The organism is Mucilaginibacter flavidus, from assembly GCF_024055575.1.
Classification (GTDB): Bacteria; Bacteroidota; Bacteroidia; order Sphingobacteriales; family Sphingobacteriaceae; genus Mucilaginibacter; species Mucilaginibacter flavidus.
This window is the reverse complement of record NZ_JAMXOE010000017.1, coordinates 88,306-114,668: the sequence shown is the minus strand read 5'-3', so window position 1 is coordinate 114,668 and position 26,363 is coordinate 88,306. Positions and strand designations below refer to the sequence as shown.

Below are 26,363 nucleotides of genomic sequence, written 5' to 3'. Positions count from 1 at the left end.
AAAACAAAATTCCTGCCATAATTGGGATAATCAACACTTTAACTGTGTGCAAAGCCATGGTCTAAAAACTCCCCACTTACCAGCCTACCTTTGCTCGTCATAAACCCCAAACTCGGCAATTGAAGCCTGGTGGTCCGATTTTTCTATCCAGATACGCACTTTGCTGCCGTAAACCCGGTTAAAGCGGTTTATTTTTACGCGTTTGCCGTTTTCGCCATCGAACAATGGCTTCCAGGTGCTGTTTTCATAATATTCCAGTTTATATTTGGTGATGTTGGCTTTCTCTTCGGCAATGCTGATAGTGTTAAAGGCGCGGTCGCTGGTAAAATCAATTTCATACCATGGCTTATCGACTGTGGGGTTTGATATCCATGAGGTAGTAAAGTCATCGTCATTTGCCTGGTCCATAATATTGCTGTCGTCGGCCCAACTTGAACTTGATGGTTGTTTTTTGGCGATGTTCGACGAAATAATCGGGGCATCAAGTTCTGGCAGTTTCTTTAGGGCACCTTCGTTGTGCCACAATTTGCCAATCTCTTTCAGTCCGGCTAAGGCATTGTCATCAAACAAACCGTCCCGGTTTGGCGCAACATTCAGTATGAAATTGCAATCCACCTTGTTCAATGGGATTAAAGTTTCATTCACAAGCTTTGCAGCATCCTTAACAGGTTCGGTTGGAAAAGCTTTTTTCCAAAACCATGCTTTTTGGATCGGCAAACAAGCTAACGCCGGCATGTTATTGCCATCTTTCGATACGCGCTGCCCGGCGCCCATTTCAAAAGTTTTTATATCACTGTAGTACAATCCTTCTGCAGGGTATTTGGCGCCGTTTAAATCCATCAGCACACAATTTGGCTGTAACGATTTTACCAATTTGTAAATATCCTCAAATGGGATATCGTCATAACTTATGCGCGACCATGGCGCGTCCCATCCATCAATTATCAGTGCAGATACCTCGCCGTAGTTGCTTAATAACTCAGTTATCTGTGCCTTTACCATTTCAATATGCTTACGCGTTATCATATTTGGGCGCAGGCGGTGGTGTGTATCCAAAATGGAATAATACAGCATTACTTTCAGTCCGTTTTTTCGGAAAGCATCTGTAAATTCACGAACAACATCTTTTTTAAGCGGGCTGTTCATTACGTTGTAGTCGGTTGTTTTGGTATCCCAGATACAAAAGCCGCTGTGGTGTTTGGTAGTTAAGCAACCATAGCTCATATTGGCCGATTTGGCGGCTTTGGCCCATTGGTCGCAGTTGAGTTTTGTTGGGTTAAATATAGCTGGTGAAGCATCTGGATCAGGCCAGTCCTGGTCCATATAGGTTGGGATATTAAAATGGATGAACATACCGAAACGCAAATCGACAAATTGTTGTTGCAGTTGTGAAAGCGGTGTTGGTGTAGCAGTTTTTTGTGCGATTGATAAAGATGATAAATGTGCAAAAGCAAAAATCAGCAGGCAAATGGTCAGTTTTTTGTTCATGCTCAAAGCTATAAAATTTACGAAAATGGTTTGTAATAGCATAAATATAATTTTTGGTTATAAATTTCCCGTCAAACCCTTATTATTGCATAAACCTAATTATAACGATGGAAAGTTCTGGCTCAAAAATTAATGTAAGATTGATGGTAATCCATTTTATAGCATTTTGGCTATTCATCTTTGGATTTCAAACCCTTGCCTATTTGTACGATTTTAACTTTTTGATTTTTTTGCCGGTAGAGGCAAGGATAAATGATGTGCCGAGGACTAATCTTGATATGAAGATTGTAGCGCAGGCGGCATTAGTCGGAGCAATTGTGGCTTATATCATATCGTGGCGCATCTCATTGAAACGCAATTGGTTTTGGCTGAACTCCGTTTTTATTTTTGTACTGATTTATATTTTAAAACTGTACGACTTTTTAGGCTGGAGCCAGCTGCAAAAAGTGTTCTTGTTGCCCGGCAGTATATTCCGTTTAAATACACGTACATATTACGTAACCAACGGTGCTGTTATGCTAGCAATAGGTTGTTTTTTACTTTTTTCGGGCAAGGTGAAGAAGTTTATTGATGGGAAGCGTTCCGGAAGCCCGGAACCGGCTCGTTCGGTTAAGGTAAAAGCCGCGAAAGCTAAATAAATAGGCCATTCCCAATATTTTCTTTGGTTGTCATAAATCTTTGGCAATCTGTTCCAAATTTTATTTGCCCATCATTAGCTATCAACCGTTTAAAATCCTAATTTTAGCGCCTCAAAATTAGTGCAATAAATATTGCATGTTTTGAATGAAGAGGAACAAAAAATGAAGGTTTTAAAATTTGGCGGAACATCTGTTGGCAGTCCCGAAAGAATGAAAAAGCTGCTGGATATTATCAATCCGGCTGAACGGCAGATTGTGGTGTTGTCCGCAGTATCCGGTACTACCAACAGCCTGGTTGAGATTGGCAACGCATATCTTGAAGGGGATAAGACTAAGGCGGCCAGCCTTATCGCAGCTTTAAAAAACAAATATGAAGATTTTATAAAAGAGCTTTTCGCCAAGCCTGAATATCTGCAACAAGGCCGTGAAGTGGTTGACTACCATTTTGCGTTATTAAGCGGCCTCGCGAACGACCTGTTTACCAATATTGAACAGAAAATAATACTGGCGCAGGGCGAACTTCTTTCAACAACCTTATATCACGTTTACCTTAAAGAAATTGGTGTTGCGTCGGTTTTGTTGCCGGCGCTTGACTTTATGAAGACTGATGAGGATAGTGAACCTATCGTCGATTATATCACGTCTCACCTTACTCCATTGTTGGATAAGCACCCCGATAACAAACTGTTTATTACCCAGGGCTATATTTGCCGCAACAGCTTTGGTGAAATTGATAACCTGCGCCGTGGTGGCAGCGATTATACCGCGTCGCTGATAGGGGCGGGCATCCGCAGCGAAGAGGTGCAAATTTGGACCGATATTGACGGTATGCACAACAACGATCCACGGATTGTAAAAGGTACTAAACCCATTGCTCAATTGTCATTCGACGAAGCTGCGGAACTTGCCTATTTCGGTGCGAAGATATTGCACCCGCAAAGTGTTTTCCCGGCGCAAAAATACAAGATTCCGGTTAGGCTGTTGAATACCATGGAGCCTGACGCACAAGGCACTTTAATATCCGATGCCAGCGAAAAAGATGGCATTAAATCCATTGCAGCAAAAGACGATATCACCGCCATAAAAATACAATCGAGCAGGATGTTGCTGGCGCACGGCTTTTTACGGCGTATTTTCGAGGTCTTTGAGCGGTATAAAACATCGATCGACATGATTACCACTTCAGAAGTGGCTGTATCGTTAACTATCGATGATACCACTTACCTTGACGATATCACCAAAGAACTGCTGAAGTTTGGTTCGGTCGACATAGATAAAAATCAAACCATTATTTGCGTGGTAGGTGATTTTGGCGCCGAAAAACATGGCTATGCCGCACGCGTACTGGAAGCCGTAAAACACATCCCAATCAGGATGATATCCTACGGTGGCAGTGACCATAATATGTCGTTACTGGTAAGTACCGGCGATAAAACAGAAATATTAAGAAGTTTACATAACAGGCTTTTTTAGCCTCACCCTGCCCTCTCCAAAGGAGAGGGTTCTAAAAAATGAGCGAAGTTAAAGTCCTCTCCTTTGGAGAGGATTTAGGTGAGGCAAACAACGAAACAAATTACAATGTTCAACACAAATACCATATCCCGTTTTCAGCAATTAGAAACGCCTTTCTATTATTATCACCTCGATGTTTTGCGCAACACTTTAGATGCTTGCCGTGCGGCATCGTCAAAGCATGGTTTTCATGTGCATTACGCCATGAAGGCAAACTTTAACCCCCGGGTGCTTGATATGATAAAGGCCTATGGTTTTGGGGCCGATTGTGTGAGCGGCAACGAGGTTAAAGCCGCCATTGCCCATGGTTTTGGCAAGGAAAAAGTGGTGTTTGCCGGTGTAGGAAAATCGGACAAGGAGATTAACCTTGCGCTTGATGAGGATATTTTTTGCTTTAATGCGGAGTCTGTTCAGGAATTATTTGTGATTGACGAGCTGGCAAGGGCTAAAAGCAAAGTGGCCAAAATAGCCATCCGTATAAACCCGAATGTTGATGCGCATACCCATCATTTTATAACAACGGGGCTCGATGAAAATAAATTCGGCATCAACACCTGGCAACTGCCCGAAGTTGCCGATGCGCTGCGTAAATGCCCTAACCTGCAATTTTTAGGCATACACTTTCACATCGGTTCGCAAATAACAGATATGGAGGTTTATAAGAACCTTTGTAACCGTATAAATGAAATACAGGACTGGTTTGAAGACCACGGTTTTGCAGTAAAAGTGCTGAACACCGGCGGTGGACTTGGAATTGACTACCATCACCCGGATACCAACGGCATCAGCGATTTTGAGAGCTATTTTAAAGTATTTAAACAGTTCCTCAATGTTCGTCCGGGGCAGGAGGTTCACTTTGAATTAGGCAGGGCCTTGGTTGGCCAATGCGCCACCTTAATATCGAGAGTCCTGTATGTTAAAAACGGCCAAAAGAAGAACTTTTTAGTGCTTGACGCCGGTATGACCGAACTGATAAGGCCGATGCTTTACCAAGCGTATCATTTGATAGAGAATATTAGTCGGGGGGAGTCGGAAGTCGGAAGTCGGAAGTCTGAAGTCGGAAAAGAGTTGACTCAGGACTTGATAAAATATGACGTGGTTGGGCCGATATGTGAAAGTACTGACTGTTTTCAAAAAGATGTGGAGTTGCCCGAGTCTTTCCGCGGAGATTTGATTGCCGTGCGCACCGCCGGCGCGTATGGCGAGGTGATGGCCTCAAGTTATAACTTGAGGGACAGGGTCAGCAGTGTTTATTCGGGAGAATAGTTTTTAAACAACAACAAATGAAGAAAGCAATTGTAGTCGGCGCATCATCAGGTATTGGCTATCAACTTGCTGTTTTGTTGGCCCAAAACGGCTACAAGGTTGGCATAACAAGCAGGCGCGACCAATTGCTGCTGAATCTGCAGGCCACCAATCCTCAACAATTTATAGTCTCGGTTTTTGATGTTACCGATATCGCCTCAGTTCCACAACAACTAAAACAATTGACGGATGAACTTGGCGGGCTGGATTTATTGGTGCTAAGCTCGGGCACCGGAAAAATCAACCCGGAACTCGATAGTAAAGTTGAACAGGATATTAACGCTCTAAATGTCGCTGGCTTTACGGCTGTTGCAGACTGGACTTTTAACTTTTTTCAGAAACAGGCATTTGGCCAGTTTGCGGCTATCACTTCAATAGCTGGTATCCGCGGCAGCAGGCAGGCTCCCGCTTACTTTGCATCAAAAGCATATCAAATAAATTACCTGGAGGGCTTGCGCCAAAAGGCGAAGAACACAAAGCTGCCTATTCATGTAACAGATATTCGCCCGGGTTTTGTCGATACAGCCATGGCCGCCGGAGAGAACTTATTTTGGGTAGCATCGGTAGAAAAAGCTGCAAAGCAAATTTACATGGCTATCGAAAATAGGAGGGATGTAGTTTACATAACCAAACGCTGGCGCATCGTCGGTTTTCTCTTTTGGAAATTACCGAAATTTATCCATAAAAGACTTTAAAAGAGAATCAAGAATCAAGAGTCAAGACAGGCTCAAATTCTTCTTTTTACCTTGGCTCTTGAATCTTGGTTCCTGGCTCTAAAATTTATATCCAAACCTCAAAAAAATATTGCTTCCTGCTTCAAACGTGCCGAAGTAATTTTTGAAGGTGATGAAGTAACTAACTTTTGGAAAAATTTTGTGAAACATTTTGGAAGTAGCATCATCATTGGCGTAGTAGGTATCATCCAAATTGCTGTGCCCGACGGTTGTGCCTAAAAATCCGCGGATGCCGTGTTGAAAGGTGGCGTCGTCTCGGTTATGGAAAATTACCTCGGTTGTAAGGCCGATGGAAAAAAGGTCGGTACGCGGATCTACATAATAACCACCCTGGGTATTAAGGTTTTTGCGGAAAGTGGCATAGCCACCAAACTCATGGCTGTAGGCCATTTCCATACCTATAAACCTGATGTCTGCCCTGCCGGAGGTAGTAAATGCGTTTATCGAGAACCGCCCCCCAACCGCTCCGAAAAATTTATCACTGAAATAATTGGCTTTGGTTTTATCATTCGAGCCATTCTGGTAGTCGCCAAAAACGGCGAAGCCCCCATAGGCGACGTTGAAACCATCAAAAACATAGCCCTGGCTTAAGTTGAGTTGTCCGCTTATCAAAACATCGTTAAAATTGGTATTGGTATAGCCATTCACCCCGGCAGAAACATAGGTTAATGATTTCGCCGTATCAAACGACGTTGGTTTTGGCTGGTAAACAATATCCTGGTGGTACAATGCAGGTGTGTAAACATGCGAGCACGACGCAAATATTATGGCAACGCCCAGTAACAAGAAAGTATATTTTAATTTCATATAGCAGATTTACAGGTTCAATATATTATATAATTCCTTACGGTACGTAATTGTTCAGTTTGCTGATACAATTTTGCTGTCGCGACTGTTTTTCAATCAGTCGATCAACGCTTTTACTGCTGCATCCTCAAAATCTTTTGCAAAACATATAACGTTATTTAAGTAATTAAATTCTGCCTGCTCATGGGTGGTTGTTATTACAACGGCCTCCATACCTGCATTTGCTGCTGCCTCGGTACCCTTCGGTACATCTTCAAAAACAATACAATCGGTCGGCATTACATTTAACAAATCGGCAGCCTTTAAATAAGTTTCGGGGTGGGGCTTACTTAAAACCACATCATCGGCACTAACAATCACTTTAAAGTAATGTCTTATGTTTAGGTTATCCAGCACAAAATCGATATTAAAAGGAATGGCTGCAGAGCCAATTGCCATGGGGATGCCCTGCTGATAAGCATTTTCTAAAAATTCGTTCAGTCCGGGTAATAACTTAAGATGGGGCAAAAACTCAATTTGATACTTCTTTTCTTTTTCCAGCGATAACCGGTTCATCTCATCCATTGTGAAGCGGTCGGGGCCGAACATGCGTACCAATACCTCAGGGTTTTTTCCATACATCTGCGGTTTTACCTCTTCCCAGGTAAAATTGCCGCCAAGTTCGTCGTTTAAAAGTGTTTGCCAGGCACGGGTATGGTAGATCATATCGTCGATCATAGTGCCGTTGAGGTCGAATATAAAGGCCTTCATTTGTATAAATTAGCTGTTTTGATGCTTGAACAGCATGTATAGTTTTGGCGCAAAAATAGCATTAAATAAAGTTAGGGCGCGAGAAAACCTCCGGCCATTTTTCAACGTATTTAATATATAAGACTGTAGCATACAAAGTATTATTTGCGAATAGATAATAAGATATTTAAGAAGTGGCTAAATGATTAAGGATTGCGCGCTGGGGCGATTTGTGCGATTAATTAATATTTAGCAAAGCCCGTTTAGCGAGAGCTGGAGGGCTTTTTTCTTTTTTGGGATTAGTAAGATTAGAAAGTGATTTCACCGATTATTAAACGTTGATTTATTTGACTGCGATGAGTATCGACTTCATTTTCTCAACTTAATCAACCACTCACTTAATCAGCCTAATCAATCCCTTGCCAACAAAAAGCTTGCGTTCCGGATAATTATGCCTACCTTGCCGACTTTAATAAATAAAATAATGCAAAAAGAAGGAACAGTAAAATTTTTTAATGAAACAAAAGGGTTCGGATTTATTACACCAAGTGCTGGTGGCCAGGACGTATTTGTTCATTCAACAGGTCTAATCGATGAAATCCGTGAAAATGATAAAGTGGAGTTTGAAGTAGAGAACGGAAGAAAAGGCTTGAATGCGGTAAATGTAAAGGTTATTTAATTATAATATAATCATTAAACGTACAAGGCATCCATTTATGGGTGCCTTTTTTCGTGGCCTCAACCTTCCCTCACCAAAGGATCTGGTTCTAAAAAAGAGCGAAGTTAAGTCCTCTCCTTTGGAGAGGATTAGGTGAGGCCCGAAGAAGATTCTTTTAAAAAACTCAAAACAAAACGGTGGCATTGTTATTGTATTAGTGTATTCAACTAAATTGAAAACTTATGAAAGACAAGACAAGAGTAATAGCAGCGCTACTAATAGGTGCAGCAGCAGGGGCGGCATTAGGATTATTGTTAGCACCTGAAAAAGGCGAAAAAACACGCGACGATATAGCAGGGTATATTAACGATTTGGTTGATGCTGCTAAGGAAAAAGCGCAAACAGCAAGCAGTGGTATTAAAGACTACGGCAGTGATGTTTATGACAAAGCCCGTTCGCGGTTTGCAGGGGTGGCTGACAAAGTGTCTGATTATAAAGACACCGCCGTAGAAACAGCAAAGGCAAAAGCAAACGACCTTAAAGATAAGGCGCAAACCAAATTTGAAGAAGCCAAATCAAACGCCAAAAACGGCGCGAATGATTTGAACCATTCCGTTCAGAATTCTTAACATTAATTGATTATATAAAACAAAAGAACCCGGCCAAAAGCCGGGTTTCTTCGTTAAAACGCCTTATTGTCATTGCGAGCGAGGAACGAGCGCGGCAATCGCGAACTTTACAGAGCGGTTCTGCATAGTTCGTGGTTGCTTCGTTCCTTACAGCAATGACAAATGGGGTATTATTTTGCTTCCCATTTATTGTTGGTAGTATCAGCATCCATAAATATACCCCCATCAAGCACAGCTGATTTTATTTCTTTTGTGGTTTTGATGTTTACTGTAATTTGCTTCTGGTCTTTCTCCCAAACGGCAGGCGTTTGGTGGAAGCTTTCAGTTGTACCATCAGCATACGTTACTTTAACGTCAAACGGATTTGCAAACCCACCTATATTTTGTATAGCAAGTGCATAGCCATTAGCCGCCTTTGTTACCTTCTGTAAATTTAAGTCGATATAATAATTGGTGAAGAACCAGTTATTAAAGAACCAGTTGAGGTTTTTACCCGAGCCGCTATTCATGGAATTGAAATAGTCCCATGGGATAGGGTGCTTGCCATGCCAGTTATCCATATAAGTATGCAACGCTTTTTTAAACAGGTCGTCGCCCAGCATATCTTTTAATGCAAAATAACTTAATGAGGGTTTGCCGTAGGCGTTATTACCGAAACCACCCCTTTCTTCGCTGGTAGGCACAATAATTGGCAAGTCTTCAGCCTGCGATGGGTCGTTTATCCAGCCTTCAACACGGAATGGTTTATATAAAGCTTCGGCTTTTTCTTTACCAACCTCAGCAGTTCCTATCAATAATTCGAAAGTAGTTGCCCAGCCCTCGTCCATAAAAGAGTAGCGGCTTTCGTTGATACCCATATAAAAAGGGAACCAGGTGTGTGCAATTTCGTGATCCTGTACAAATGCCGCAAAACGAATATCATCCTGGTGGCTATCATTTACCATCATTGGGTATTCCATATCGGCAAAACCCTGGAAGGCCGTCATTTTAGGGAAAGGGTAGGGCACTCCGGGCCAGTTGTGCGACAGCCAGCCTAATGAATTGCGGCCTGCTTGCACAGAATGATGAAAGTCGGCTGCGCTATCTAAAAACGCCGCCTGCATGCTTGCACGGCGATGGGTTTTATCGTCAACAACAACGCTGGCAGCATCCCAGTCGTAATGGTCGCTCACACCAACGGCCATATCACTGATGTTGGTTGCGGTCCATGTCCAGGTATTTACTTCGTTTTGCGCGGTGATATTCTTCTTTGCCAGGTCTTCTTTGGTAGCTATATGGATGGTTGAATCGCTGGTGAACGATTGCTCGAGCCGTTTAGCATATTCGGGTTGCAGCACTTTATTGGCATTTTGCAGGGTGCCGGTTGCCCAAACCAGGTAGTTTTTAGGCACGGTTACATTCAAGGTATAGTCGTTAAAATCGTTATAAAACTCCTGTGCATCTAAAAATTCCAGGGTATCCCAGCCGTTGTAGTCGTCATAAACAGATACACGTGGATAATAATAGGCCAGGTAATAGCTGGTTGAGTCGATCATCCCTTCGCGGCCGCTTTCCTTTGATATCTCGAAATGCCAGGTAATATTCAGTTTAACCGAATCGTGTGGCGCTAATGGTTTTGCTAACCCTACCATTTGATTGGTTCGCGATGCCCGTGCGTTGTCCCATGGTTTTTTTGTGCCGTTTATAAATATTGAGTCGACCTGTATGCCGGGTGTAAGGTAGTCAGGGTTCGCACCAAAAAAGCGTGCGGCACCGGGGCGGTGGATATTCAGTATCAGCTTCATATTAAGCCTTTTCAGCGTATCCGGGCTATTGTTAAAATAAACTATCTGCTCAACGCCTTTAATGTTGCGTTCAGGCGGCAGGGCGGTGATGGATATATTGTACCGGGCATGGTTTTGCCAGTAGTTTTTGCCAGGCTTGCCATCCATTGAACGGGTGCCTTTATTAAATGCGCCTTGAACGTCGCGCGGGATGTACAGGTTTTGCGCCTGCGCCTGGTAAAATACCAAACTGCAAATAACGCCTACGATAATTGATTTAAGCATTTGATGTAAAATTTGTGTGCAATCTATGCAGATTTAAGGTTGTACAATGTGGCAAAACCACCAATTTGGCGAGATTTATTTTCGTTAAGACGTTTGTGTAACATGAAAAGTTACATAGCAATGAAGAAATTTAACAGTGAAAAAATTTGCAGTGCAATAAATATTTTTTTAATTTGCAGCCAGTTATTTTAATAGGGGTATTAAATAACTAATTTCTAACCATCTGCCTTTGGGCGGGTGGTTTTTTTGCTTTGGGGGATTACACCGATTTGAATGATTTAAGATGATTGTCTTAATCGGTGTAATCATTTAAATCGGTGAAATCATAAAAAATGAAATATAAGTTAGGCGATTTTGTGCGTTTTGTGGACGAGAAGATGGAGGGCTTTGTAACCCGCATTATCGACGACCAAATGATAGGGGTAACCGGCGAAGACGATTTTGAAATCCCGGTGCTGGCCAGTAAGGTAACTACCGTGCACGGCTACGAGGCTCCGGGAAGTAAAAAGGCTGCCGAAGCTGACGAACAGCCCATCTCAACAGGCGAGTTTAAGGCCAAAGGGGTTTATGTTGGCGTGGTTGCCGATGCTAAGGCAAATTCGGTGGTGCATTTATATTTAATTAATGATACTTCGTTTCAATTGCTGGCATCGTTGACTACCGAGAAGCAATCTGTTTTTAAGGGTGAGTTTGGCGGAATTGCCGCACCGGGTACAGCTACCAAAATCTATTCGGCACAACTGGCAGACTTGCAGCTCTGGCCGCGATTGATTTTTCATATTGTATACCATACCAAAACCAATACCGAACCACCTTCGCCAATTGTTATTTCAGAAAAATTTAAAGCAAAAGATTTCTCTGGTTCGAAAAAAACTATCCCGGTATTAAACCAGGCCGGTTGGCTTATTCGGCTGGATGAACCAGAGATGGTAATAGACGCCCAAAAATTGAAGGAAAGTTTTTTTCAATCGGCAGATGAAAAGGCCGTAGTTGAAAAGCCCAGGACTGAAGTTGATCTGCATATTGAAAAGCTGCGTGATGATTACCAGTTTTTAAATAGCGGAGAAATGTTAAAGGTGCAACTTGATGTTTTCCATAAAGCGCTGGATGCGGCCATTGTGCATCAATTACCCGAGATTATTTTTATACACGGGGCGGGCAATGGTGTTTTAAGGCACGAGATTCATAAACTATTGGGTAAGCATCAAAAGATTCAAACGTTTATGGATGCCCGAAAGGAGAAATTTGGGTATGGGGCTACGAAGGTTTTGCTGAAATAAATCTTCGTTGAAAATCGGCGCTGCAATTTCCATCGCTGGATTAAGATCCGGCGCTACAATATTGGCCGAGCCTATGGCTCTTTAGCTAATAGGGTAGCGGGTAAGTAACATCTTATTTTACCTTGAGTTCGATATGAGAAATTGTGTTAAATTCTAAAATGCCTGATAATGAGTGTGTTTCACAGCGTTCCGGGTGTTCCGATTGCAAAAATGGAACGCGCTATCTAATGAAAATGTCTTTTTGAACCTCGCTCTCACGATAATTACCAGGACGAACAGGCGTTTTGGGGTGAGGCGCAAGTATGCTTATATCGGGCTTGCATTAAATTAATGTTAAATTTATGTATGAATTTATGTTAAATATATAAATATTTGATAATGAGCATGTTTCATAGCGTTCCGGGTGTTCCGCTTGCAAAAATGGAACGCTTTTCCGGTAAGGCGACGAAGCTAACTTCGCTTAACTTCGACCCATGTTATAGTGCTGGATTTTAATCGAGGGCTACAAGACATTGCAAGAGATGTCCTGGTAAATCTTAGCGCAAACGATTGCGCGGCATACGTTTAACAGGTAAAGTATTTCTTAATTTAGCGTTCCCTTATAAACGCTATAATGAATAAATATTTTTACTTAGCCATTTTTACGCTCATTTGCCAGGTCTCTATCGCGCAGCAAATCAAATACGTTACAAAAAATAACGATTGGGATGCCGACTCGCTGGGGAATCACCGGGTAGTATTAACCCTGCAGAACGCCAATACCCACATTGCCAAAGCGGTAATAGCATGGCGCCGTAACGACTATCACCCGGAATTAAAGCAATTGTTTGTGGTGGATTCAGCCACCAACAAACGGGTAATGAACGTATTTGTAGCCGCAATAACCCGCGAGGCTTGTATGCTTTATTTTGAACCCAATACAGGCGACAAAAAGTATTTTGTATACTATATGCCTTATCATGTCGATAGGAAATCGAACTATCCCAACGTGAAATATTTAAAGGCCTCTCAAACTGCCTCGGGCGATTGGTTACAAACAATTGAAGGCAGCAAGGATATTGAAGGCGCTAAAGTAGAGTGTATTCAATCCGTAAATGCTATGAACAGCTTCTATCCCATGGAAGTAATAGCCACGGATACAGAAGTGAAGAACTTGGTTCAGCAAAATGCGGGCAAAACCTATTTGGTGTTCCCGGAAGACAGGTTGAATATTATAAAAATGAAACATGATTTGCCGCAACGCTGGATAACTAACGGTGCGCAAAGTGTTTTTGACGGCGATGCAAAGCGTGGCGAAAATTATTCGTACCAGTTAGGTGTTTATCCAACAGCAAAAGACTTAAGCGGTGTTAAAGTTTCGTTTTCGGATTTAAAAACCAAAACGGGGCAGGTTATTTCATCAAAAGTGATGTCATGCATTAATAATAGCGGAACGGATTACAAAGCAAAATCGTTTAACAAACTGGTTGATATAGCCAAAGGCGAAGTACAGGCTATGTGGTGTTTGGTAAATATTCCATCAACTGTTGTAGCAGGTACTTATGAGGGGATAGTAACAGTATCCGCCAAAAATGCCGAGACCACCAAAATTGGTATTCGCATTAAGGTGGGCGCAACCGCGGCGGTTAACGGCGGCATCAATGAACCATGGAAGGAAACCCGTTTAGCCTGGTTAAACTCCACCCTCGCCCAACAAAACGATATCATAAAACCATACACACCCCTGGTGGTGAAAGACAACAGCGTTGCGCTGCTGGGCCGTAAGGTTACGTTAGATAAAACAGGATTCCCGAAAAGCATTCAAACCTTTTTTACGCCTGAAATGACTTCGTTTTCAGCAAAGGCAAAAGAGGTGCTCAATCAACCGATAAAATTAATTGCTGAAAATGAAACAGGGGCGGAAGCCTGGCAACCCAAAGGCTTGAAGTTTACCGAAACCCAACCCGGAACGGTTAAATGGACAGCTACCAATACTTCGGCTGATTTACAGATGGATGTAAACGGCTCGATAGAATTTGATGGTTTTGCAGCATACACAGTTAAGGTAACCGCATTAAAAGATGTGGATTTGAAAGATATTCGCATGGAAATACCTTTTAATAAGAATGCCGCCAAATATATGATGGGGCTTAACTTAAAAGGTGAGAAAAGACCCGACAACTACGAGTGGAAATGGGATGTCGCCCACAAAAACCAGGATGGCGCCTGGATTGGCGATGTAAATGCAGGGTTGCAATACTCATTGCGCGATGAAAACTATGTGCGTCCGTTAAATACCAATTTTTATCTGCAAAAACCTTTATTGCTGCCAACATCATGGGGTAATGATAACAAAGGGGGTATTAACATCAGCGAGACGAATAACTATGTTATGGTAAATAACTATAGCGGTGCGCGCAGCATGAAAAGAGGCGATGTATTGTACTATAACTTTACTTTGCTGATAACCCCTTTCCACCCAATTAATACCGACTTCCAATGGTCAACCCGGTTTTATCACAAATACAGCAGTTTGGATAGCATTAAACAAACCGGCGCTACCGTGGTAAATATCCACCATGGCACACCTATAAATCCTTACATCAACTATCCATTTATCAGGTGGCGCCAGATGAAAAGTTATATCGATTCAGCACACCAGTTGGGTTTGAAGGTGAAGATTTATAACACAGTGAGGGAACTCTCCAACAGCGCTTACGAAACTTTCCCGATGCGCAGCCTTGGGCACGAGATTTATTCGACGGGCAAAGGTGGCGGCTACTCATGGCTGCAGGAGCATGTTGCGGATGATTACATTGCTGCCTGGTACGTACCCGAATATAAAGATGCCGCCCTGATAAACAGCGGAATGAGCCGCTGGCACAACTATTATGTAGAGGGGATGAATTGGCTGGTACAAAATGTAGGCATCGATGGTATTTACCTGGATGACGTAGCCTTTGACCGCATTACCATGAAACGTATAAAGCGTGTGCTGACTAAAGATGGCCACCCCGGTATCATCGATCTACACTCGGCTAACCAATATAACAAAAGCGATGGCTTTAATAATAGCGGCAATTTGTACCTCGAGCATTTTCCATACTTAAACAGGCTTTGGTTTGGTGAGTATTTTGATTATGAGAAAAACACCCCCGATTTCTTTTTAACCGAAGTGTCGGGCATACCATTCGGTCTGATGGGCGAAATGTTGCAGGGTGGCGGCAACCCGTGGCGCGGTATGATTTATGGCATGACTAACCGCATGCCATGGAGTGATAACGCCGACCCGCGACCTATATGGAAGGTTTGGGACAATTTTGGCATGCATGGCACAAAAATGGTTGGCTATTGGGTTGAAACCAATCCTGTAAAGACCAACAATCCCGAGGTGCTGGCAACCATTTACAAAAAACCGGGAAAGGTGTTGGTGTCCATAGCAAGCTGGGCTGCCGATGATGTTAACATCAAGCTTAAAATAGATTGGAAAGCGCTGGGCCTAAACCCGGCAACCGCTACCATTACCGCGCCGGAAGTTAATAACTTTCAGCAAGGCGCTAAGTTGAAGGACGGGCAGGAGATAAAAGTTGAAAAGGGGAAAGGCTGGTTACTTATAATCACCGACAAAAAATAAAATAATGAAACTGAATAAATTTATAATCGGCACATTGTTAATTACGGTAACCTGTATGGCGATGAGCTTTACTAAAATGGTGCGGCAAACCCCACTCGCCGCTAAAAGTTCTGACAGCTCTATAACTATTCCCCTGGGCGGCAATGCCTGGCGCATAGCTAACGATACTACTGGCGGCACCATTACCAATGACGGCATTGTGGACTGGACAAGCAGTAAAGTGACGTTTAAAGCTTATTTCCGGATAGCCGTTAAGGGTAAATTTAAACTTTGGTTAAATGTGAAAGTAGCCGATGGTAAAAGTGTTTTAGCTGTTTCCGCATTAAAATCAACAAAAAATATAACCGTATCTGGAACGGTAGCTAAAGACTATTATGTTGGCGAATGGAACGCAGCCGACACCGGCTATATTGCAATCGATATAAAAGGACTTAACAAAACAGGCAAAACTTTTGCCGATGTTAGCAGCATAAAACTGGTAGGCGCCGCTATTAATGGCAAAACCGCTTACGTGCCAAATAACGAGGGTAATTATTTCCATTGGGGGCGAAGGGGACCGTCGGTACATTTAGCGTACGAGTTGCCTAATACCAATATAGAATGGTTTTATAACGAAGTGACGGTGCCTGTTGGGAACGATGTGTTAGGGTCTTATTTTATGGCAGATGGTTTTAATGTAGGCTATTTTGGCATGCAGGTAAATTCGCCAACTGAAAGGCATATCTTGTTTTCGGTTTGGAGTCCGTTTAGTACAGATAACCCAAAAGCCATACCCGACAGCCAGAAGATAGTTATGCTAAAAAAAGGCCCCAATGTGCATACAGGAGAGTTTGGCAACGAAGGCTCGGGCGGGCAAAGCTATATGCTGTATAACTGGAAAGCTGGCAACACTTACAAATTTTTGGTACAGGCCAAACCCACCGGCGACAACCATACTACTTACACCACCTGGTTTTTTGCGCCGGAGCTTGGCAAATGGCAATTAATAGCCAGCTTTAGCCGCCCGCAAACAAATACTTATTTAAAGGGACTGCATTCGTTTTTGGAGAATTTCGAACCTGAAAATGGCATAACAACCCGTCACGTGTTATTTAACAACCAATGGATTGCCGACAACAACGGCCATTGGACCGAAATAAACAAAGCCCATTTTACAAATGATGCCACCGCAATGAAGGGCTACCGTATGGACTACGCGGGTGGTATTGATGGCAATTCATTCTACCTTAAAAACTGCGGATTTTTTAACACTTATACCAAACGCGGGATAGAGTTAGTAAGGCCAATCGGTGGCAAAGCGCCGAATGTGGAATTGGATAAATTACCATAAATCATCAAAGTAAAATGGCGTTAAACTTCCGAATTTTAACGCCATTTTTTTATAGACTTCATTGCAAGCTTTGGCGTTTATACACTATTTATTTAACTTATCCACCCGGTCAAAAAACTCGTTCTGCAGTGGTATAGTTTTCGTGTCATCCTTCACTTCTTTTAATGCTTTTATAAACGATGCAGTTTCATGGTCGGTAATAAACTTGCCGAATTCGGTGGTTGCTTTGTCGCCTTCTCCGGCATAATGGTTAGGATATGATGAGTACCACCATATTGGTGTATAAAGACCGGGCAGATCGCTTCGTTTTTGATCAGCGCCGCTTTCATTAGCAGCACGGTCCATGCGCATCAGATCAGGCCGGTAATACATTAAAACAGATGTTTCGGATTCTCCCGCGTGCTGGTCGTTCGCTGTAGGTGATTTATGCATCTGGCGGTATTGTTTGTTATAATCGGCATCCTCGCGACCTGGGCTATACAGGTACACCGCATAATTATGCCGCTTATTCAGCAGCGACTGCATAAAAAAGTGCAGGAACTCGGGGTTACCGCCGTGACCGTTTAAAATAACAATCTTGTCGAATCCATTGCGGGCAATTTCATCGCAGGTAGCTTCCAGTAATTTGTAAATGATATCGCTCGGCAGGGCAAATGTTCCCGGTTGGTGACGTGCCTCATTTATTTGCCCGTAAAAATAATCAGGAAACACCACAGCATATTCCGATTTTACAGCCCGTGCAGCCCATTCGCGCACATGGATTAAATCAGTCCCGATGGGCGAGTGTGGTCCATGCTTTTCCAATATCCCGATAGGCAGGATACAGGTTTTCGATGATTTTTCAAGGGCTTTCGGAAAATCGCTGGCCACAAGCTCATCCCAGCGGGCAGGAATATCCTGCGCAAACGAGGTTGTCGAAAATAGCAGGGCAATTAAAAGTGTAAGATAGGTTTTCATATTTTAGGTTTTTATAAATACTTAACCGGGAGTTTTGTGATAGCGACGGATTTTAAACCCATTGCTATGGTTTTACTTCTCCAATATAAAAGTAATATTCGTCCAGCTACCCACAAGTGGGCTATGTATAGTTTCCTTAATCACCCAGCCCTCATCCAAATACTTATTTACAAAATTAACTTCGTAAGCCGAGTGCCTGTTGGTCACCGATTGCTCATAAACATTAATATTTACTGTTATTACTTTTTGTGCCATGATGTTTTTAGTTAGTTTTCAAAGGTATGTAATAGAGTCAAGAACCAAGAGTCTAGAACCAAAAATTTAAGAGCCAAGAATCAAGAGCCAAGAGTCACGATAAAAATGATAACGTCCGCGAATTTTGATTGACGACAACTTTTTGTTCTTTTCAAATCTTTTAACGTTATTTTGGCTGACGCTTGGTTCTTGGCTCTCAATTATGCACGATATTTTAAGAAATTATTTGGCACAAAGTATAAATTTAACTGAGGAACAATGGGCCTTCGTATTAAATTGCTGTAAGCCAAAAAAAACTAAACGGAACGAAAAACTTTTAGAAAAAGGCAAGATAAGCCAGTATATGTATTTTGTTATAAAAGGCTGCCTGCGGATATTTTTGATTGATGACGAAGGGCAGGAAGCCACCCGGTTTTTGACGTTATCAATGGTTTGTTAAGGGTTGAGGTAAAATTGTCCATGCACTTGCGTGCATCATCCATGTTATAAAATTAGCAGTCGTTGCACATTTGTACTGTCAATAACGACAAACAAATTATCAAACAAAATGACACGTTTAAAAGCAATAAACCCTGAAGAAGCCACAGGCAAAACCAAAGAATTATTTGACGCAATACAAGGCAAATTAGGCATGGTGCCAAACATGATGCGTACCATGGGTAATTCACCAGCCTTGCTGGAAGGTTACCTGAATTTGAGCAGCATACTCAGCCACGGTAAATTAGGCGGTAAAACCGGCGAACTGCTTGCCCTGACTATTGGCGAAAACAATAGCTGTGATTACTGTTTATCGGCGCACTCATTTATCGGCGAAAAGCTTGTACATATTGATACTGCCGTTTTACAAAATGCCCGCAGCGGCGAATCGGCTGAAGAAAAAACCGCAGCAGTTTTAAAATTTGCCAACATATTGCTCGATAAAAAAGGCCGGGTTAGCGATGATGATGTTGACGCTGCAAAAGCCGCGGGTTTAACTGATGGTGAAATAGGCGAAGTTGTAGGGCATGTGGGCCTGAATGTTTTAACCAACTATTTCAATAACGTCGCCAATACTGCGATTGACTTCCCGGTTGTTAGGGTTGGGCAATTGGTGTAAGCTGCCGTATGCCTCACCCTGCCCTCTCCAAAGTAGAGGGTTCTAAAAAAGCGCGAAGCTAAAGTCCTCTCCTTTGGAGAGGATTTAGGTGAGGCCTAAATCTCATCACACAGTAAAAGTTAGGGACACTTGCCTTAGCTTTTGCTGTATTGGTTAATTTTATAAAAAATATTCGCATGGAAAATAAACGATATCCTTTGCCTCCGTTTAATATGGAAACTGCACTGCAAAAGGTGCAGGCTGCCGAGGACGCCTGGAACACAAAAGATCCCGAAAAAGTTTGCCTTGCCTACACCATCGACACCGAATGGCGCAACCGTACCGACTTTATAAATGGCCGCGAAGAAGTAAAACAGTTTTTAACCCGTAAATGGGAAAAGGAACTGGATTATAAGTTGAAAAAGGAATTATGGGGCTTTCGCGAAAACCGGATGGCCGTGAGGTTTGAATATGAGTGGCACGATGCCTCTGGTCAATGGTATCGCAGCTATGGTAACGAGCTTTGGGAGTTTGACGAAAACGGCCTGATGCAAAAGCGGTTTGCCAGTATTAATGATTTGGAAATAGAAGAAACCGACAGGAAGCTGTTTTAAATTTAAACTGATGAATTATCCAAAAACTGCATTTTCGGAGGCATCGAAAAGGTTCCAGGAGCGTTATGGCAGCCGGGCCAACTATGCCAGGATGGAAGGGTACAGAGATACCAATGGCTTAACCGAAGATGAGCGTGATTTTATAAGTCGCCAGGATAACTTTTATATGGCGACCATCGGCGAAAATGGGTTCCCATATATACAGTTCAGGGGAGGGCCAAAGGGCTTTTTGAAAGTATTGGATGATAAAACACTGGGATTTATTGATTTCGGCGGCAATAAGCAATACATATCAATAGGTAACCTGGCGACAAACAATAAGGTATCGCTGTTTTTGTTGGACCAGGCCGCTAAAGCGCGACTTAAGATATATGCTGAAGCAAAAGTTTTGGAGATTGATGACAACCCGGAGTTGTTTGACAAACTCAATTTGGACAATTATAAATTTCGGCCCGAAAGGATAATATTGTTAAATATAACTGCTTACGACTGGAACTGCCCGCAACACATAACAGAGCGTTATACCCTTGAAGAAATACGGGGTGAATTTATGGCGCAGCACGAATACATTGAGAAACTTCGCGCAGAAAATGCAGCACTAAAAAAGCGACTGGACGATCCGGACTAACCGCTGTTCAACTAATCTCCAGTCTCCAACCTCTAATCACTAACCCAAATGCTCAATAATCAAACAGCTTTTACTTTAGTTAACCCTCAAACTGGTAACCTTACTTTCCGACTGTTTTCGTTCGATGATAATAGCAATTTCGACCACCTGCAGCGGCATAATTATTACACCATTATTTGGGTTACCAAAGGTAAGGGTAGGTTGCGTGCCAGTTTTTCCGAATACGATTTTGAGGCGAATTCGCTGTTTGCCTTTGCTATTTATCAGCCGTTTATGATTATTACCGGTGAACAGTTGGAAGGTTTCGCGCTGAATTTCCACCCGGACTTTTTTTGTATCCATAAACATGATAAAGAGGTGGCCTGCCACGGCGTTTTGTTCAATAATATTTATGAGCCACCAATCGTCAGGGTCGACGAGCCTTGCGTGCCTATTTTTAACATGGTACTGGAGCAAATGAAAACCGAAATGCAAAACCCGGCGCTTGCGCAATACGAGCTGCTAATGTCATACCTTAAGATATTTTTGATTACCGCAGTGAGGCTAAAGACCGAACAGCAGCCCGGCAACCACAAAGTGCTTTCGGAGCGAAAAGAACCCTTTATACTCCAAAACCTTAAGGACGCTATCGAAACCCATTTTAAACAAAAGCACTCTGCAAGCGAATATGCCGATATGCTTAATATTTCACCTAAGGCATTGGCAAAAATGGCAAAAAACCATTTTAACCGCACGTTAACAGACATGATTGCCGAACGCATAGTTATTGAAGCTAAACGCGAATTGTACCTTACCAATAAACCCGTTAAGACAATTGCTTTTGAATTAGGATATGATGATGAATACTACTTTAGCCGCTTTTTTAAAAACAATGCCGATGTATCGCCGCAACTTTATCGCGATACGGTGGGAGCGGGCAGGGCTGAGGTGGCTTAAGTGCAGGGATTTGAAAAATTTAAAAAGATGTGGTTATTTCATCTGATTTATTTATTTTCAAAGCCAGTATGCGTAGATGTTTTTCAAGGGCGGGTAAATTTATTTTAACCTTTTTATTTGTTGTGGTAAGTTTTGCGTTTGCAAAAGGTGCGCAGCCGGTTGTTCATATTTCCGCCAAGCCGATCTGGCTGAGTATCTGCAAACCATACAATCAAAAGCCATCGCTACGAACGGTTGAGGACGGATACTACTTTTCTATCATCGAACACCAGGTACACATTGAAAAACAAGCTGATTATCGACATAATGTGCGCGAAATAATATCTGAAACGGGCATTCAAAACGGGTCGCAAATATCTGTCAGCTTCGACCCAACTTATGAACGACTCGATTTTCACGAAATAACTGTTTGGCGCAATAACAAACCACAAAATAGGCTCAAGGCATCCGCCTTTAAAGTTTTGGCCGATGAGAAAGATCTATCGAACTTTATCTACCAGGGCACCTATTCGGCGCTCTGTATTCTCGATGACATCCGCAAAGGAGACAGGATTGAATACTCGTATACTATCACCGGTCGCAATCCGATATTTAATAACAAGTACAGTTCGTTCCTATACCTGCAGTATTATCAAACGGTTGCGCACCAGTATACTGCTATTATTTTTTCGACCGGCCGCAAAATAAATATGAAACTGTTTAATAACGCTGCAAGCCCGGTAATAAGCCAGGCCAATGGGTTGAAAAAATACGAATGGGAAGGTTTTCAAATAAAGCCTGCGCTGTATGATGAAAACGCACCATCCTGGTACGATGCCCGCGACTATATACAACTAAGTGATTACAACAGCTGGGCAGAAGTAACGGATTGGGCCCGGGGCATTAACCCTGCCCAAACAAACATACAAGGCGAACTGGCTGAAGAAATAGCCAGGTTGAAATCATTATCGGGCAACAACAAAGAAAAATACTTTCGCAACGCTGTAAAAACCGTGCAGGATGAAGTGCGGTATATGGGGATTGAACTTGGCCAGTATTCGCACCGGGCCAATAATCCGGCAAAAGTGTTCGCCCAACGGTACGGCGATTGTAAGGATAAGTCGCTTTTATTGGTGAGTATGCTGCGGGCAGACGGGATTGATGCTAATATGGTGTTGATAAACTCCGGTGGGGATGACCTTGACAAATGCCTGCCGGCGCATAATCTTTTTGATCATGCGGTAGTTGTGGCACAAATAAACGGCAAGCCGGTTTGGGTCGACGCTACGATAGCTTATCAGCGCGGCACCGGCGCCAATATTTACTTTCCAGCTTACAGCAAGGGGCTCATCTTAAAGGCCGGCAATACCGGGTTAACCAAAGCCACCGAATCAAAATTAGGCCGAGTAGTTTGCATCGACAGTTTTACGGTTAAAAATGCTAAATCGCCGGTGCAATTTCAGGTTAAAACAACCTACACTTTAAACCAGGCCGACAGGGAACGCGACAGGCTGGCATCATCGGGAATGGCCGAAACAGAAAAGAATTATTTGAAATACTACTCCGAGATTTATAATAAAATTGAAGCGAAGGATTCGGTTGTGGTTATCGATAATGAAGAAAAAAACGAGCTTACCACAATTGAAAAATATGAAATAACCGACTACTTTAAAAAGGATTCGGTATCGGGGGACTACTCCGCAAGCTTTTATGCCAACCCGATAAAAGAGGAATTGCCTAAAATAACTAATCAAACCAAAACGCCGGTTGCGGTGAATGGGTCTTTTGACGAAGACTATACCGTTAAAATGTTTTTCCCGGCTGGCTGGGACATCACCCCAAAAACAAACGAGATAAAACGAGACGGCTACGAGTTTACATCCGATTATTCATCGTCGGGCAAGGTGATGACGTTAGACTATTCGTTTAAATACCTTAAAAGCTTTGTCCCTGTTGATAAGTTAAGCCAGTTTAAGCAGGATATAAAAGAACTGACAGATAACGCCCTTTCTTATTCCATCAGTTTTAACCCCGATGCCACTGCCGACTCCGGCCCTTCCAATGTAAACCAATGGATGCTGAATATGGCACTGGTTATTGTTTTGATTGCCGGTTTCGTCGCGTTTCGTATTTACCGGACAGAAACCCCCGGTATTGTGTTTGAATACGGCACCACCTTTGTGCCGCTTGGCGGTTGGTTGATTTTACTGCTCATTGGTTTGTTCTTAACGCCCATAGTTATCATAGTAAACCTTAATGACACCAAATATTTTACCGTAGATGTTTGGAATTCCATTAGTAAATATAGCTATGCTACTGGCCTGAAGGCACATATTATTTTTAAGGTTGCGGGTTCAGTAATATTAATGGCCTATGCATTGTAATGCCTGGTATTGTTTTTAAACCGGCGGGACATATTGCCCAAATACATGATTGGCTATCTTGTTTATGGAATTGTATTCCGCGTGGCCGATTTAATTTTTGTGCATAGCGTATCACGTTTGGCAATTTCAAATCAATTTTCAGAGGCAGTTATATCTTCAGTTGTCGCCGGTGCTATTTGGATACCATACTTTTTGAAATCGACCCGGGTGAAGGAAACGTTTATAGTACCTTATCCATCATACAACTATAGTTACGAAAAACACCGGCACGAAGAGTTGCCAAATGGTTGAACGCCTATACAGGCCTAAAATTAAAATTAGAGGGTCTAATTTGCTATTACACCTTACTTTTATTTGTTGACAAGTCCGGGTATTTACCGTTTTTATTAATATCCTGCCATAATTTGAAGGTAACATAAAATGTGGTTCCGGCTCCTGGTTTACTTTCAAATGTAATTTTCCCATTCTGCGATTCGGTAAATTCTTTACATAATAGCAATCCCAGACCTACACCCTTTTCGTTTTTGGTTCCTAAAGTTGATTGGGCCTTTAACGAGAAAATTTCATTTTGCTGTTCATACGGGATTCCAATACCACTGTCTTTTATCGTTATACGGCAATCGCTGCCGGCAATGTCTGCAGATATTATGATTTGCCCGCCGGGATTTGTGAATTTAAGGGAGTTATTTATCAGATTTCTATTTTAGCTGCATCATATCCGCATCAGCTAAAATAGAAATTGAATTATTTATCTGCTCTGTAAATTGAATGCCTTTTTCGGCCGCTACAGTTTTAAGAATTTGCAACGTAGTTTGCAATGTTTTTTTCAGGTTTAGCTTAACCATGTTTACGGTTACGCCCTTCATTTGCGATTTACTCCATAAAAGCAAATTTGCAAGCATCTCCTGCGTATTTTGGGTAGAAGTTAGCAGTTCCTTTTGTATAGATATTCGTTCGTCATCACTTAGCTTAAACGCTGAAAGCACATCGAGGAAATTTTCTATCGATGCCAAAGGCGACCGCAGGTCGTGTGCAAGGATAGAAAACAGTTTGTTCATGGTATCATTTGCATAGGCCAATTCAGTTGCTTTTTGCTCAACCAATTTTTTTTCAGTATGATAGCTTTTTCTTACCGCCGTAGTGATCATGAAAATAAAAAATACATCGATGATATAGGTGTAGCCAATATCAATAAAACGGTGTTGTTTATCGGGGTAAGTATTCATAATTTCACCCGGGTATTGAAATTCATACACTAGCAATGCCATAACAATAAGAATGTTAAGCGTTATCCAAATCCAGTATTGCTTTTTAGGCACAATGGAAATGGTAAGGAAATATGTAAGAATAAAAATCAGCAGGGTAGGCCCATTAATGCCGGAATTATATTTATAGTTTACTACGATAAGTATATTAGTAGCAATCATGTATGTTATGATGCTACTATTTAGCTTCATTTTAAAACGGGAGAAATAATAGCAGAGAACCGAGATAATAAATACAGCCCCCATTAAAATAGCTAACTGGGATATACCCAGCAGGGAGTTTAAAAAAATATTCAGAAATAAAGCAACAGCAGATGCAAGGCAAATAGCATTAAATATCCGCGCTTCTAACGAGAAAACAGGGGGGGATCCAAAGCATTTTTTCCAAACGGATTGCATTGTTTTAATTGAATAACTGTTGTTGTAACTTAAAAGTGATAGCGGTTAGTTCGCTACAAATTGCAACGGCTAATAATTAATTAAAAATAACACTAATGGTTTGAATACGTTGACTTTATTTGCTTTTTTTTGAATTGGTTAAAGATGCACAATATGTTTATAGCGTTACAACAAATGATAGCGCTGGCAATTAAATGGTGAATTTGAAAAGCGGCGTACGCATATCGATATTTATTGGATAAAATTTAATGATAACTGGTAAATGTTTTATTTCTTTACTTTATTATCCATCTCCTGTGATGAAAAGGCTTACCCTGTTTTTTCTTTTATTAAGTACGGTTGCAACGGCCCAGCGCAAAATAAACTGGCCGGATCATAAAAAAGCGGTGATTGTGCTTACTTATGACGATGCGCTCGATTCGCAATTAAAAACGGCCATCCCGCAACTGGATTCATTGCACCTAAAAGGGACCTTTTTTCTGACCGGTGAACTTAACAGCAATAATATTCTCCAATGGCGCAAAGTGGCCCAAAAAGGACATGAGCTGGCAAACCATACGCTTTTTCATCCGTGTTTGAGCACCACCATGCCTGATAATTTAGTTAATGCGGCCGAACGGTATACAATATTCCAGATTTTGCGTGAGATATACACCATGAACGGTATGCTTTACGCCATTGACGGCAAAACCACGCGTACATACGCTTACCCGTGTACTGAAACCGAGGTAGGGGGTAAGAGTTATATTGACTCGTTGCGGAAAACCGGCATGATAAAGTACGCCCGTATAGGCGGCGACGTGGATGATGCCATTATTACCAACTTTAAAAAACTCGATCCGATGCTGATACCGTCATACGGTCTTGAAGAAGATACCCCCGCAAGCAAGCTGATTGATTTTGTAAAAAAAGTTAAGCACCGTGGTGGGATGGGGATATTTATGTTTCATGGGATAGGCGGCGACTTTATAACTACCTCGACAAAGGCACACTGGGAGTTATTGGAATATCTTGCTAAAAACAAACAGGAGATTTGGGTTACCACGTTTCAGCAGGCCATGGATTATATCACAAAAGCGAATAAAGGGGGCTGAGCACTA

General features: G+C 42.1%; 23 protein-coding genes and 1 pseudogene. 16 read left to right on the top strand and 8 right to left on the bottom strand.

Going from position 1 to position 26,363, the window contains the following annotated elements:
* Positions 1-84: 84 nt before the first annotated feature.
* Positions 85-1,488, bottom strand: a complete 1,404-nt coding sequence (locus NAF19_RS21750; RefSeq protein ID WP_252792449.1) for an alpha-L-fucosidase — start codon at positions 1,486-1,488, stop codon at positions 85-87.
* Between the two features lie 107 nt (positions 1,489-1,595).
* Here NAF19_RS21750 and NAF19_RS21745 point away from each other — a divergent pair, with 107 nt between their 5' ends.
* From NAF19_RS21745 to NAF19_RS21730, 4 genes are all read left to right on the top strand, one after another.
* Positions 1,596-2,126 (top strand): hypothetical protein, encoded by a 531-nt coding sequence (locus tag NAF19_RS21745; protein ID WP_252792448.1) that lies wholly within the window; start codon positions 1,596-1,598, stop codon positions 2,124-2,126.
* Between the two features lie 162 nt (positions 2,127-2,288).
* Positions 2,289-3,599 carry an aspartate kinase gene (locus NAF19_RS21740; RefSeq protein WP_252792447.1) on the top strand — a complete coding sequence of 437 codons (1,311 nt, stop codon included), beginning with the start codon at positions 2,289-2,291 and terminating at the stop codon, positions 3,597-3,599.
* Between the two features lie 105 nt (positions 3,600-3,704).
* Positions 3,705-4,904, top strand: a complete 1,200-nt coding sequence (gene lysA, locus NAF19_RS21735; RefSeq protein ID WP_252792446.1) for a diaminopimelate decarboxylase — start codon at positions 3,705-3,707, stop codon at positions 4,902-4,904.
* A 17-nt stretch (positions 4,905-4,921) separates the two neighbouring features.
* The gene (locus NAF19_RS21730; RefSeq protein ID WP_252792445.1) at positions 4,922-5,638 is read left to right on the top strand and encodes an SDR family NAD(P)-dependent oxidoreductase; all 717 of its coding nucleotides are present in this window, start codon (positions 4,922-4,924) and stop codon (positions 5,636-5,638) included.
* A 78-nt stretch (positions 5,639-5,716) separates the two neighbouring features.
* Here NAF19_RS21730 and NAF19_RS21725 read toward each other — a convergent pair whose 3' ends face one another.
* Positions 5,717-6,484, bottom strand: coding sequence for a hypothetical protein (locus tag NAF19_RS21725; RefSeq protein WP_252792444.1), 768 nt, complete (start codon positions 6,482-6,484; stop codon positions 5,717-5,719).
* 96 nt (positions 6,485-6,580) lie between these two features.
* Entirely contained in the window at positions 6,581-7,234 is a 654-nt protein-coding gene (locus tag NAF19_RS21720; protein ID WP_252792443.1) for an HAD family hydrolase, read from the bottom strand.
* A gap of 463 nt (positions 7,235-7,697) precedes the next feature.
* Here NAF19_RS21720 and NAF19_RS21715 point away from each other — a divergent pair, with 463 nt between their 5' ends.
* Together NAF19_RS21715 and NAF19_RS21710 are read left to right on the top strand one after the other, a co-directional pair.
* Positions 7,698-7,892, top strand: a complete 195-nt coding sequence (locus NAF19_RS21715) for a cold-shock protein (protein WP_073404972.1) — start codon at positions 7,698-7,700, stop codon at positions 7,890-7,892.
* A gap of 221 nt (positions 7,893-8,113) precedes the next feature.
* Positions 8,114-8,500 carry a YtxH domain-containing protein gene (locus NAF19_RS21710; protein WP_252792442.1) on the top strand — a complete coding sequence of 129 codons (387 nt, stop codon included), beginning with the start codon at positions 8,114-8,116 and terminating at the stop codon, positions 8,498-8,500.
* Between the two features lie 170 nt (positions 8,501-8,670).
* On the opposite strand, the gene NAF19_RS21705 is transcribed toward NAF19_RS21710, so the two are convergent.
* On the bottom strand, positions 8,671-10,548 hold the full coding sequence (locus tag NAF19_RS21705; protein WP_252792441.1) for a M1 family metallopeptidase: 1,878 nt from the start codon (positions 10,546-10,548) through the stop codon (positions 8,671-8,673).
* A 332-nt stretch (positions 10,549-10,880) separates the two neighbouring features.
* Here NAF19_RS21705 and NAF19_RS21700 point away from each other — a divergent pair, with 332 nt between their 5' ends.
* From NAF19_RS21700 to NAF19_RS21690, 3 genes are all read left to right on the top strand, one after another.
* Entirely contained in the window at positions 10,881-11,828 is a 948-nt protein-coding gene (locus tag NAF19_RS21700) for a Smr/MutS family protein (RefSeq protein ID WP_252792440.1), read from the top strand.
* A gap of 613 nt (positions 11,829-12,441) precedes the next feature.
* Complete coding sequence (locus tag NAF19_RS21695; RefSeq protein ID WP_252792439.1) at positions 12,442-15,441, top strand: glycoside hydrolase domain-containing protein; 3,000 nt, start codon at positions 12,442-12,444, stop codon at positions 15,439-15,441.
* Between the two features lie 4 nt (positions 15,442-15,445).
* On the top strand, positions 15,446-16,771 hold the full coding sequence (locus tag NAF19_RS21690) for a DUF3472 domain-containing protein (protein WP_252792438.1): 1,326 nt from the start codon (positions 15,446-15,448) through the stop codon (positions 16,769-16,771).
* Positions 16,772-16,855: 84 nt separating this feature from the next.
* Here NAF19_RS21690 and NAF19_RS21685 read toward each other — a convergent pair whose 3' ends face one another.
* Together NAF19_RS21685 and NAF19_RS21680 are read right to left on the bottom strand one after the other, a co-directional pair.
* The gene (locus tag NAF19_RS21685; RefSeq protein WP_252792437.1) at positions 16,856-17,728 is read right to left on the bottom strand and encodes a creatininase family protein; all 873 of its coding nucleotides are present in this window, start codon (positions 17,726-17,728) and stop codon (positions 16,856-16,858) included.
* Between the two features lie 72 nt (positions 17,729-17,800).
* Positions 17,801-17,983, bottom strand: coding sequence for a hypothetical protein (locus tag NAF19_RS21680; RefSeq protein WP_252792436.1), 183 nt, complete (start codon positions 17,981-17,983; stop codon positions 17,801-17,803).
* Between the two features lie 226 nt (positions 17,984-18,209).
* On the opposite strand from NAF19_RS21680, the gene NAF19_RS21675 reads away from it, so the two are divergent.
* The 6 genes and pseudogenes from NAF19_RS21675 (at position 18,210) to NAF19_RS21650 (ending at position 23,890) form a co-directional block, all read left to right on the top strand.
* On the top strand, positions 18,210-18,422 hold the full coding sequence (locus NAF19_RS21675; RefSeq protein WP_252792435.1) for a cyclic nucleotide-binding domain-containing protein: 213 nt from the start codon (positions 18,210-18,212) through the stop codon (positions 18,420-18,422).
* A 108-nt stretch (positions 18,423-18,530) separates the two neighbouring features.
* The gene (locus NAF19_RS21670; RefSeq protein WP_252792434.1) at positions 18,531-19,079 is read left to right on the top strand and encodes a carboxymuconolactone decarboxylase family protein; all 549 of its coding nucleotides are present in this window, start codon (positions 18,531-18,533) and stop codon (positions 19,077-19,079) included.
* A 176-nt stretch (positions 19,080-19,255) separates the two neighbouring features.
* A complete protein-coding gene (locus NAF19_RS21665) occupies positions 19,256-19,672 on the top strand; it encodes a nuclear transport factor 2 family protein (RefSeq protein ID WP_252792433.1) in 417 nt (138 codons plus the stop codon).
* Positions 19,673-19,682: 10 nt separating this feature from the next.
* A complete protein-coding gene (locus NAF19_RS21660; protein ID WP_252792432.1) occupies positions 19,683-20,300 on the top strand; it encodes a pyridoxamine 5'-phosphate oxidase family protein in 618 nt (205 codons plus the stop codon).
* A gap of 48 nt (positions 20,301-20,348) precedes the next feature.
* The gene (locus tag NAF19_RS21655; RefSeq protein WP_252792431.1) at positions 20,349-21,236 is read left to right on the top strand and encodes a helix-turn-helix domain-containing protein; all 888 of its coding nucleotides are present in this window, start codon (positions 20,349-20,351) and stop codon (positions 21,234-21,236) included.
* 68 nt (positions 21,237-21,304) lie between these two features.
* Positions 21,305-23,890, top strand: a pseudogene (locus NAF19_RS21650) (DUF3857 domain-containing protein).
* Positions 23,891-23,936: 46 nt separating this feature from the next.
* Here NAF19_RS21650 and NAF19_RS30845 read toward each other — a convergent pair.
* Complete coding sequence (locus tag NAF19_RS30845; RefSeq protein WP_370362909.1) at positions 23,937-24,290, bottom strand: sensor histidine kinase; 354 nt, start codon at positions 24,288-24,290, stop codon at positions 23,937-23,939.
* 7 nt (positions 24,291-24,297) lie between these two features.
* Positions 24,298-25,056: a sensor histidine kinase gene (locus NAF19_RS21645; RefSeq protein WP_252792430.1), complete on the bottom strand. Its 759-nt coding sequence runs from the start codon at positions 25,054-25,056 to the stop codon at positions 24,298-24,300.
* A 506-nt stretch (positions 25,057-25,562) separates the two neighbouring features.
* On the opposite strand from NAF19_RS21645, the gene NAF19_RS21640 reads away from it, so the two are divergent.
* A complete protein-coding gene (locus NAF19_RS21640; protein WP_252792429.1) occupies positions 25,563-26,357 on the top strand; it encodes a polysaccharide deacetylase family protein in 795 nt (264 codons plus the stop codon).
* Positions 26,358-26,363: the final 6 nt, after the last annotated feature.

What these genes read in the sequence shown, in the direction of transcription:
- NAF19_RS21660 (WP_252792432.1), top strand. Translation starts at nt 19,683, where the DNA reads ATGAATTATCCAAAAACTGCATTTTCGGAGGCATCGAAAAGGTTCCAG.
- NAF19_RS21745 (WP_252792448.1), top strand. Translation starts at nt 1,596, where the DNA reads ATGGAAAGTTCTGGCTCAAAAATTAATGTAAGATTGATGGTAATCCAT.
- NAF19_RS21695 (WP_252792439.1), top strand. Translation starts at nt 12,442, where the DNA reads ATGAATAAATATTTTTACTTAGCCATTTTTACGCTCATTTGCCAGGTC.
- NAF19_RS21725 (WP_252792444.1), bottom strand. Translation starts at nt 6,484, where the DNA reads ATGAAATTAAAATATACTTTCTTGTTACTGGGCGTTGCCATAATATTT.
- NAF19_RS21750 (WP_252792449.1), bottom strand. Translation starts at nt 1,488, where the DNA reads ATGAACAAAAAACTGACCATTTGCCTGCTGATTTTTGCTTTTGCACAT.
- NAF19_RS21655 (WP_252792431.1), top strand. Translation starts at nt 20,349, where the DNA reads ATGCTCAATAATCAAACAGCTTTTACTTTAGTTAACCCTCAAACTGGT.
- NAF19_RS21690 (WP_252792438.1), top strand. Translation starts at nt 15,446, where the DNA reads ATGAAACTGAATAAATTTATAATCGGCACATTGTTAATTACGGTAACC.
- NAF19_RS21740 (WP_252792447.1), top strand. Translation starts at nt 2,289, where the DNA reads ATGAAGGTTTTAAAATTTGGCGGAACATCTGTTGGCAGTCCCGAAAGA.
- NAF19_RS21710 (WP_252792442.1), top strand. Translation starts at nt 8,114, where the DNA reads ATGAAAGACAAGACAAGAGTAATAGCAGCGCTACTAATAGGTGCAGCA.
- NAF19_RS21645 (WP_252792430.1), bottom strand. Translation starts at nt 25,056, where the DNA reads ATGAAGCTAAATAGTAGCATCATAACATACATGATTGCTACTAATATA.
- NAF19_RS21640 (WP_252792429.1), top strand. Translation starts at nt 25,563, where the DNA reads ATGAAAAGGCTTACCCTGTTTTTTCTTTTATTAAGTACGGTTGCAACG.
- NAF19_RS21705 (WP_252792441.1), bottom strand. Translation starts at nt 10,548, where the DNA reads ATGCTTAAATCAATTATCGTAGGCGTTATTTGCAGTTTGGTATTTTAC.
- NAF19_RS21730 (WP_252792445.1), top strand. Translation starts at nt 4,922, where the DNA reads ATGAAGAAAGCAATTGTAGTCGGCGCATCATCAGGTATTGGCTATCAA.
- NAF19_RS21685 (WP_252792437.1), bottom strand. Translation starts at nt 17,728, where the DNA reads ATGAAAACCTATCTTACACTTTTAATTGCCCTGCTATTTTCGACAACC.
- NAF19_RS21680 (WP_252792436.1), bottom strand. Translation starts at nt 17,983, where the DNA reads ATGGCACAAAAAGTAATAACAGTAAATATTAATGTTTATGAGCAATCG.
- NAF19_RS21720 (WP_252792443.1), bottom strand. Translation starts at nt 7,234, where the DNA reads ATGAAGGCCTTTATATTCGACCTCAACGGCACTATGATCGACGATATG.
- lysA (WP_252792446.1), top strand. Translation starts at nt 3,705, where the DNA reads ATGTTCAACACAAATACCATATCCCGTTTTCAGCAATTAGAAACGCCT.
- NAF19_RS21670 (WP_252792434.1), top strand. Translation starts at nt 18,531, where the DNA reads ATGACACGTTTAAAAGCAATAAACCCTGAAGAAGCCACAGGCAAAACC.
- NAF19_RS21700 (WP_252792440.1), top strand. Translation starts at nt 10,881, where the DNA reads ATGAAATATAAGTTAGGCGATTTTGTGCGTTTTGTGGACGAGAAGATG.
- NAF19_RS21715 (WP_073404972.1), top strand. Translation starts at nt 7,698, where the DNA reads ATGCAAAAAGAAGGAACAGTAAAATTTTTTAATGAAACAAAAGGGTTC.
- NAF19_RS21665 (WP_252792433.1), top strand. Translation starts at nt 19,256, where the DNA reads ATGGAAAATAAACGATATCCTTTGCCTCCGTTTAATATGGAAACTGCA.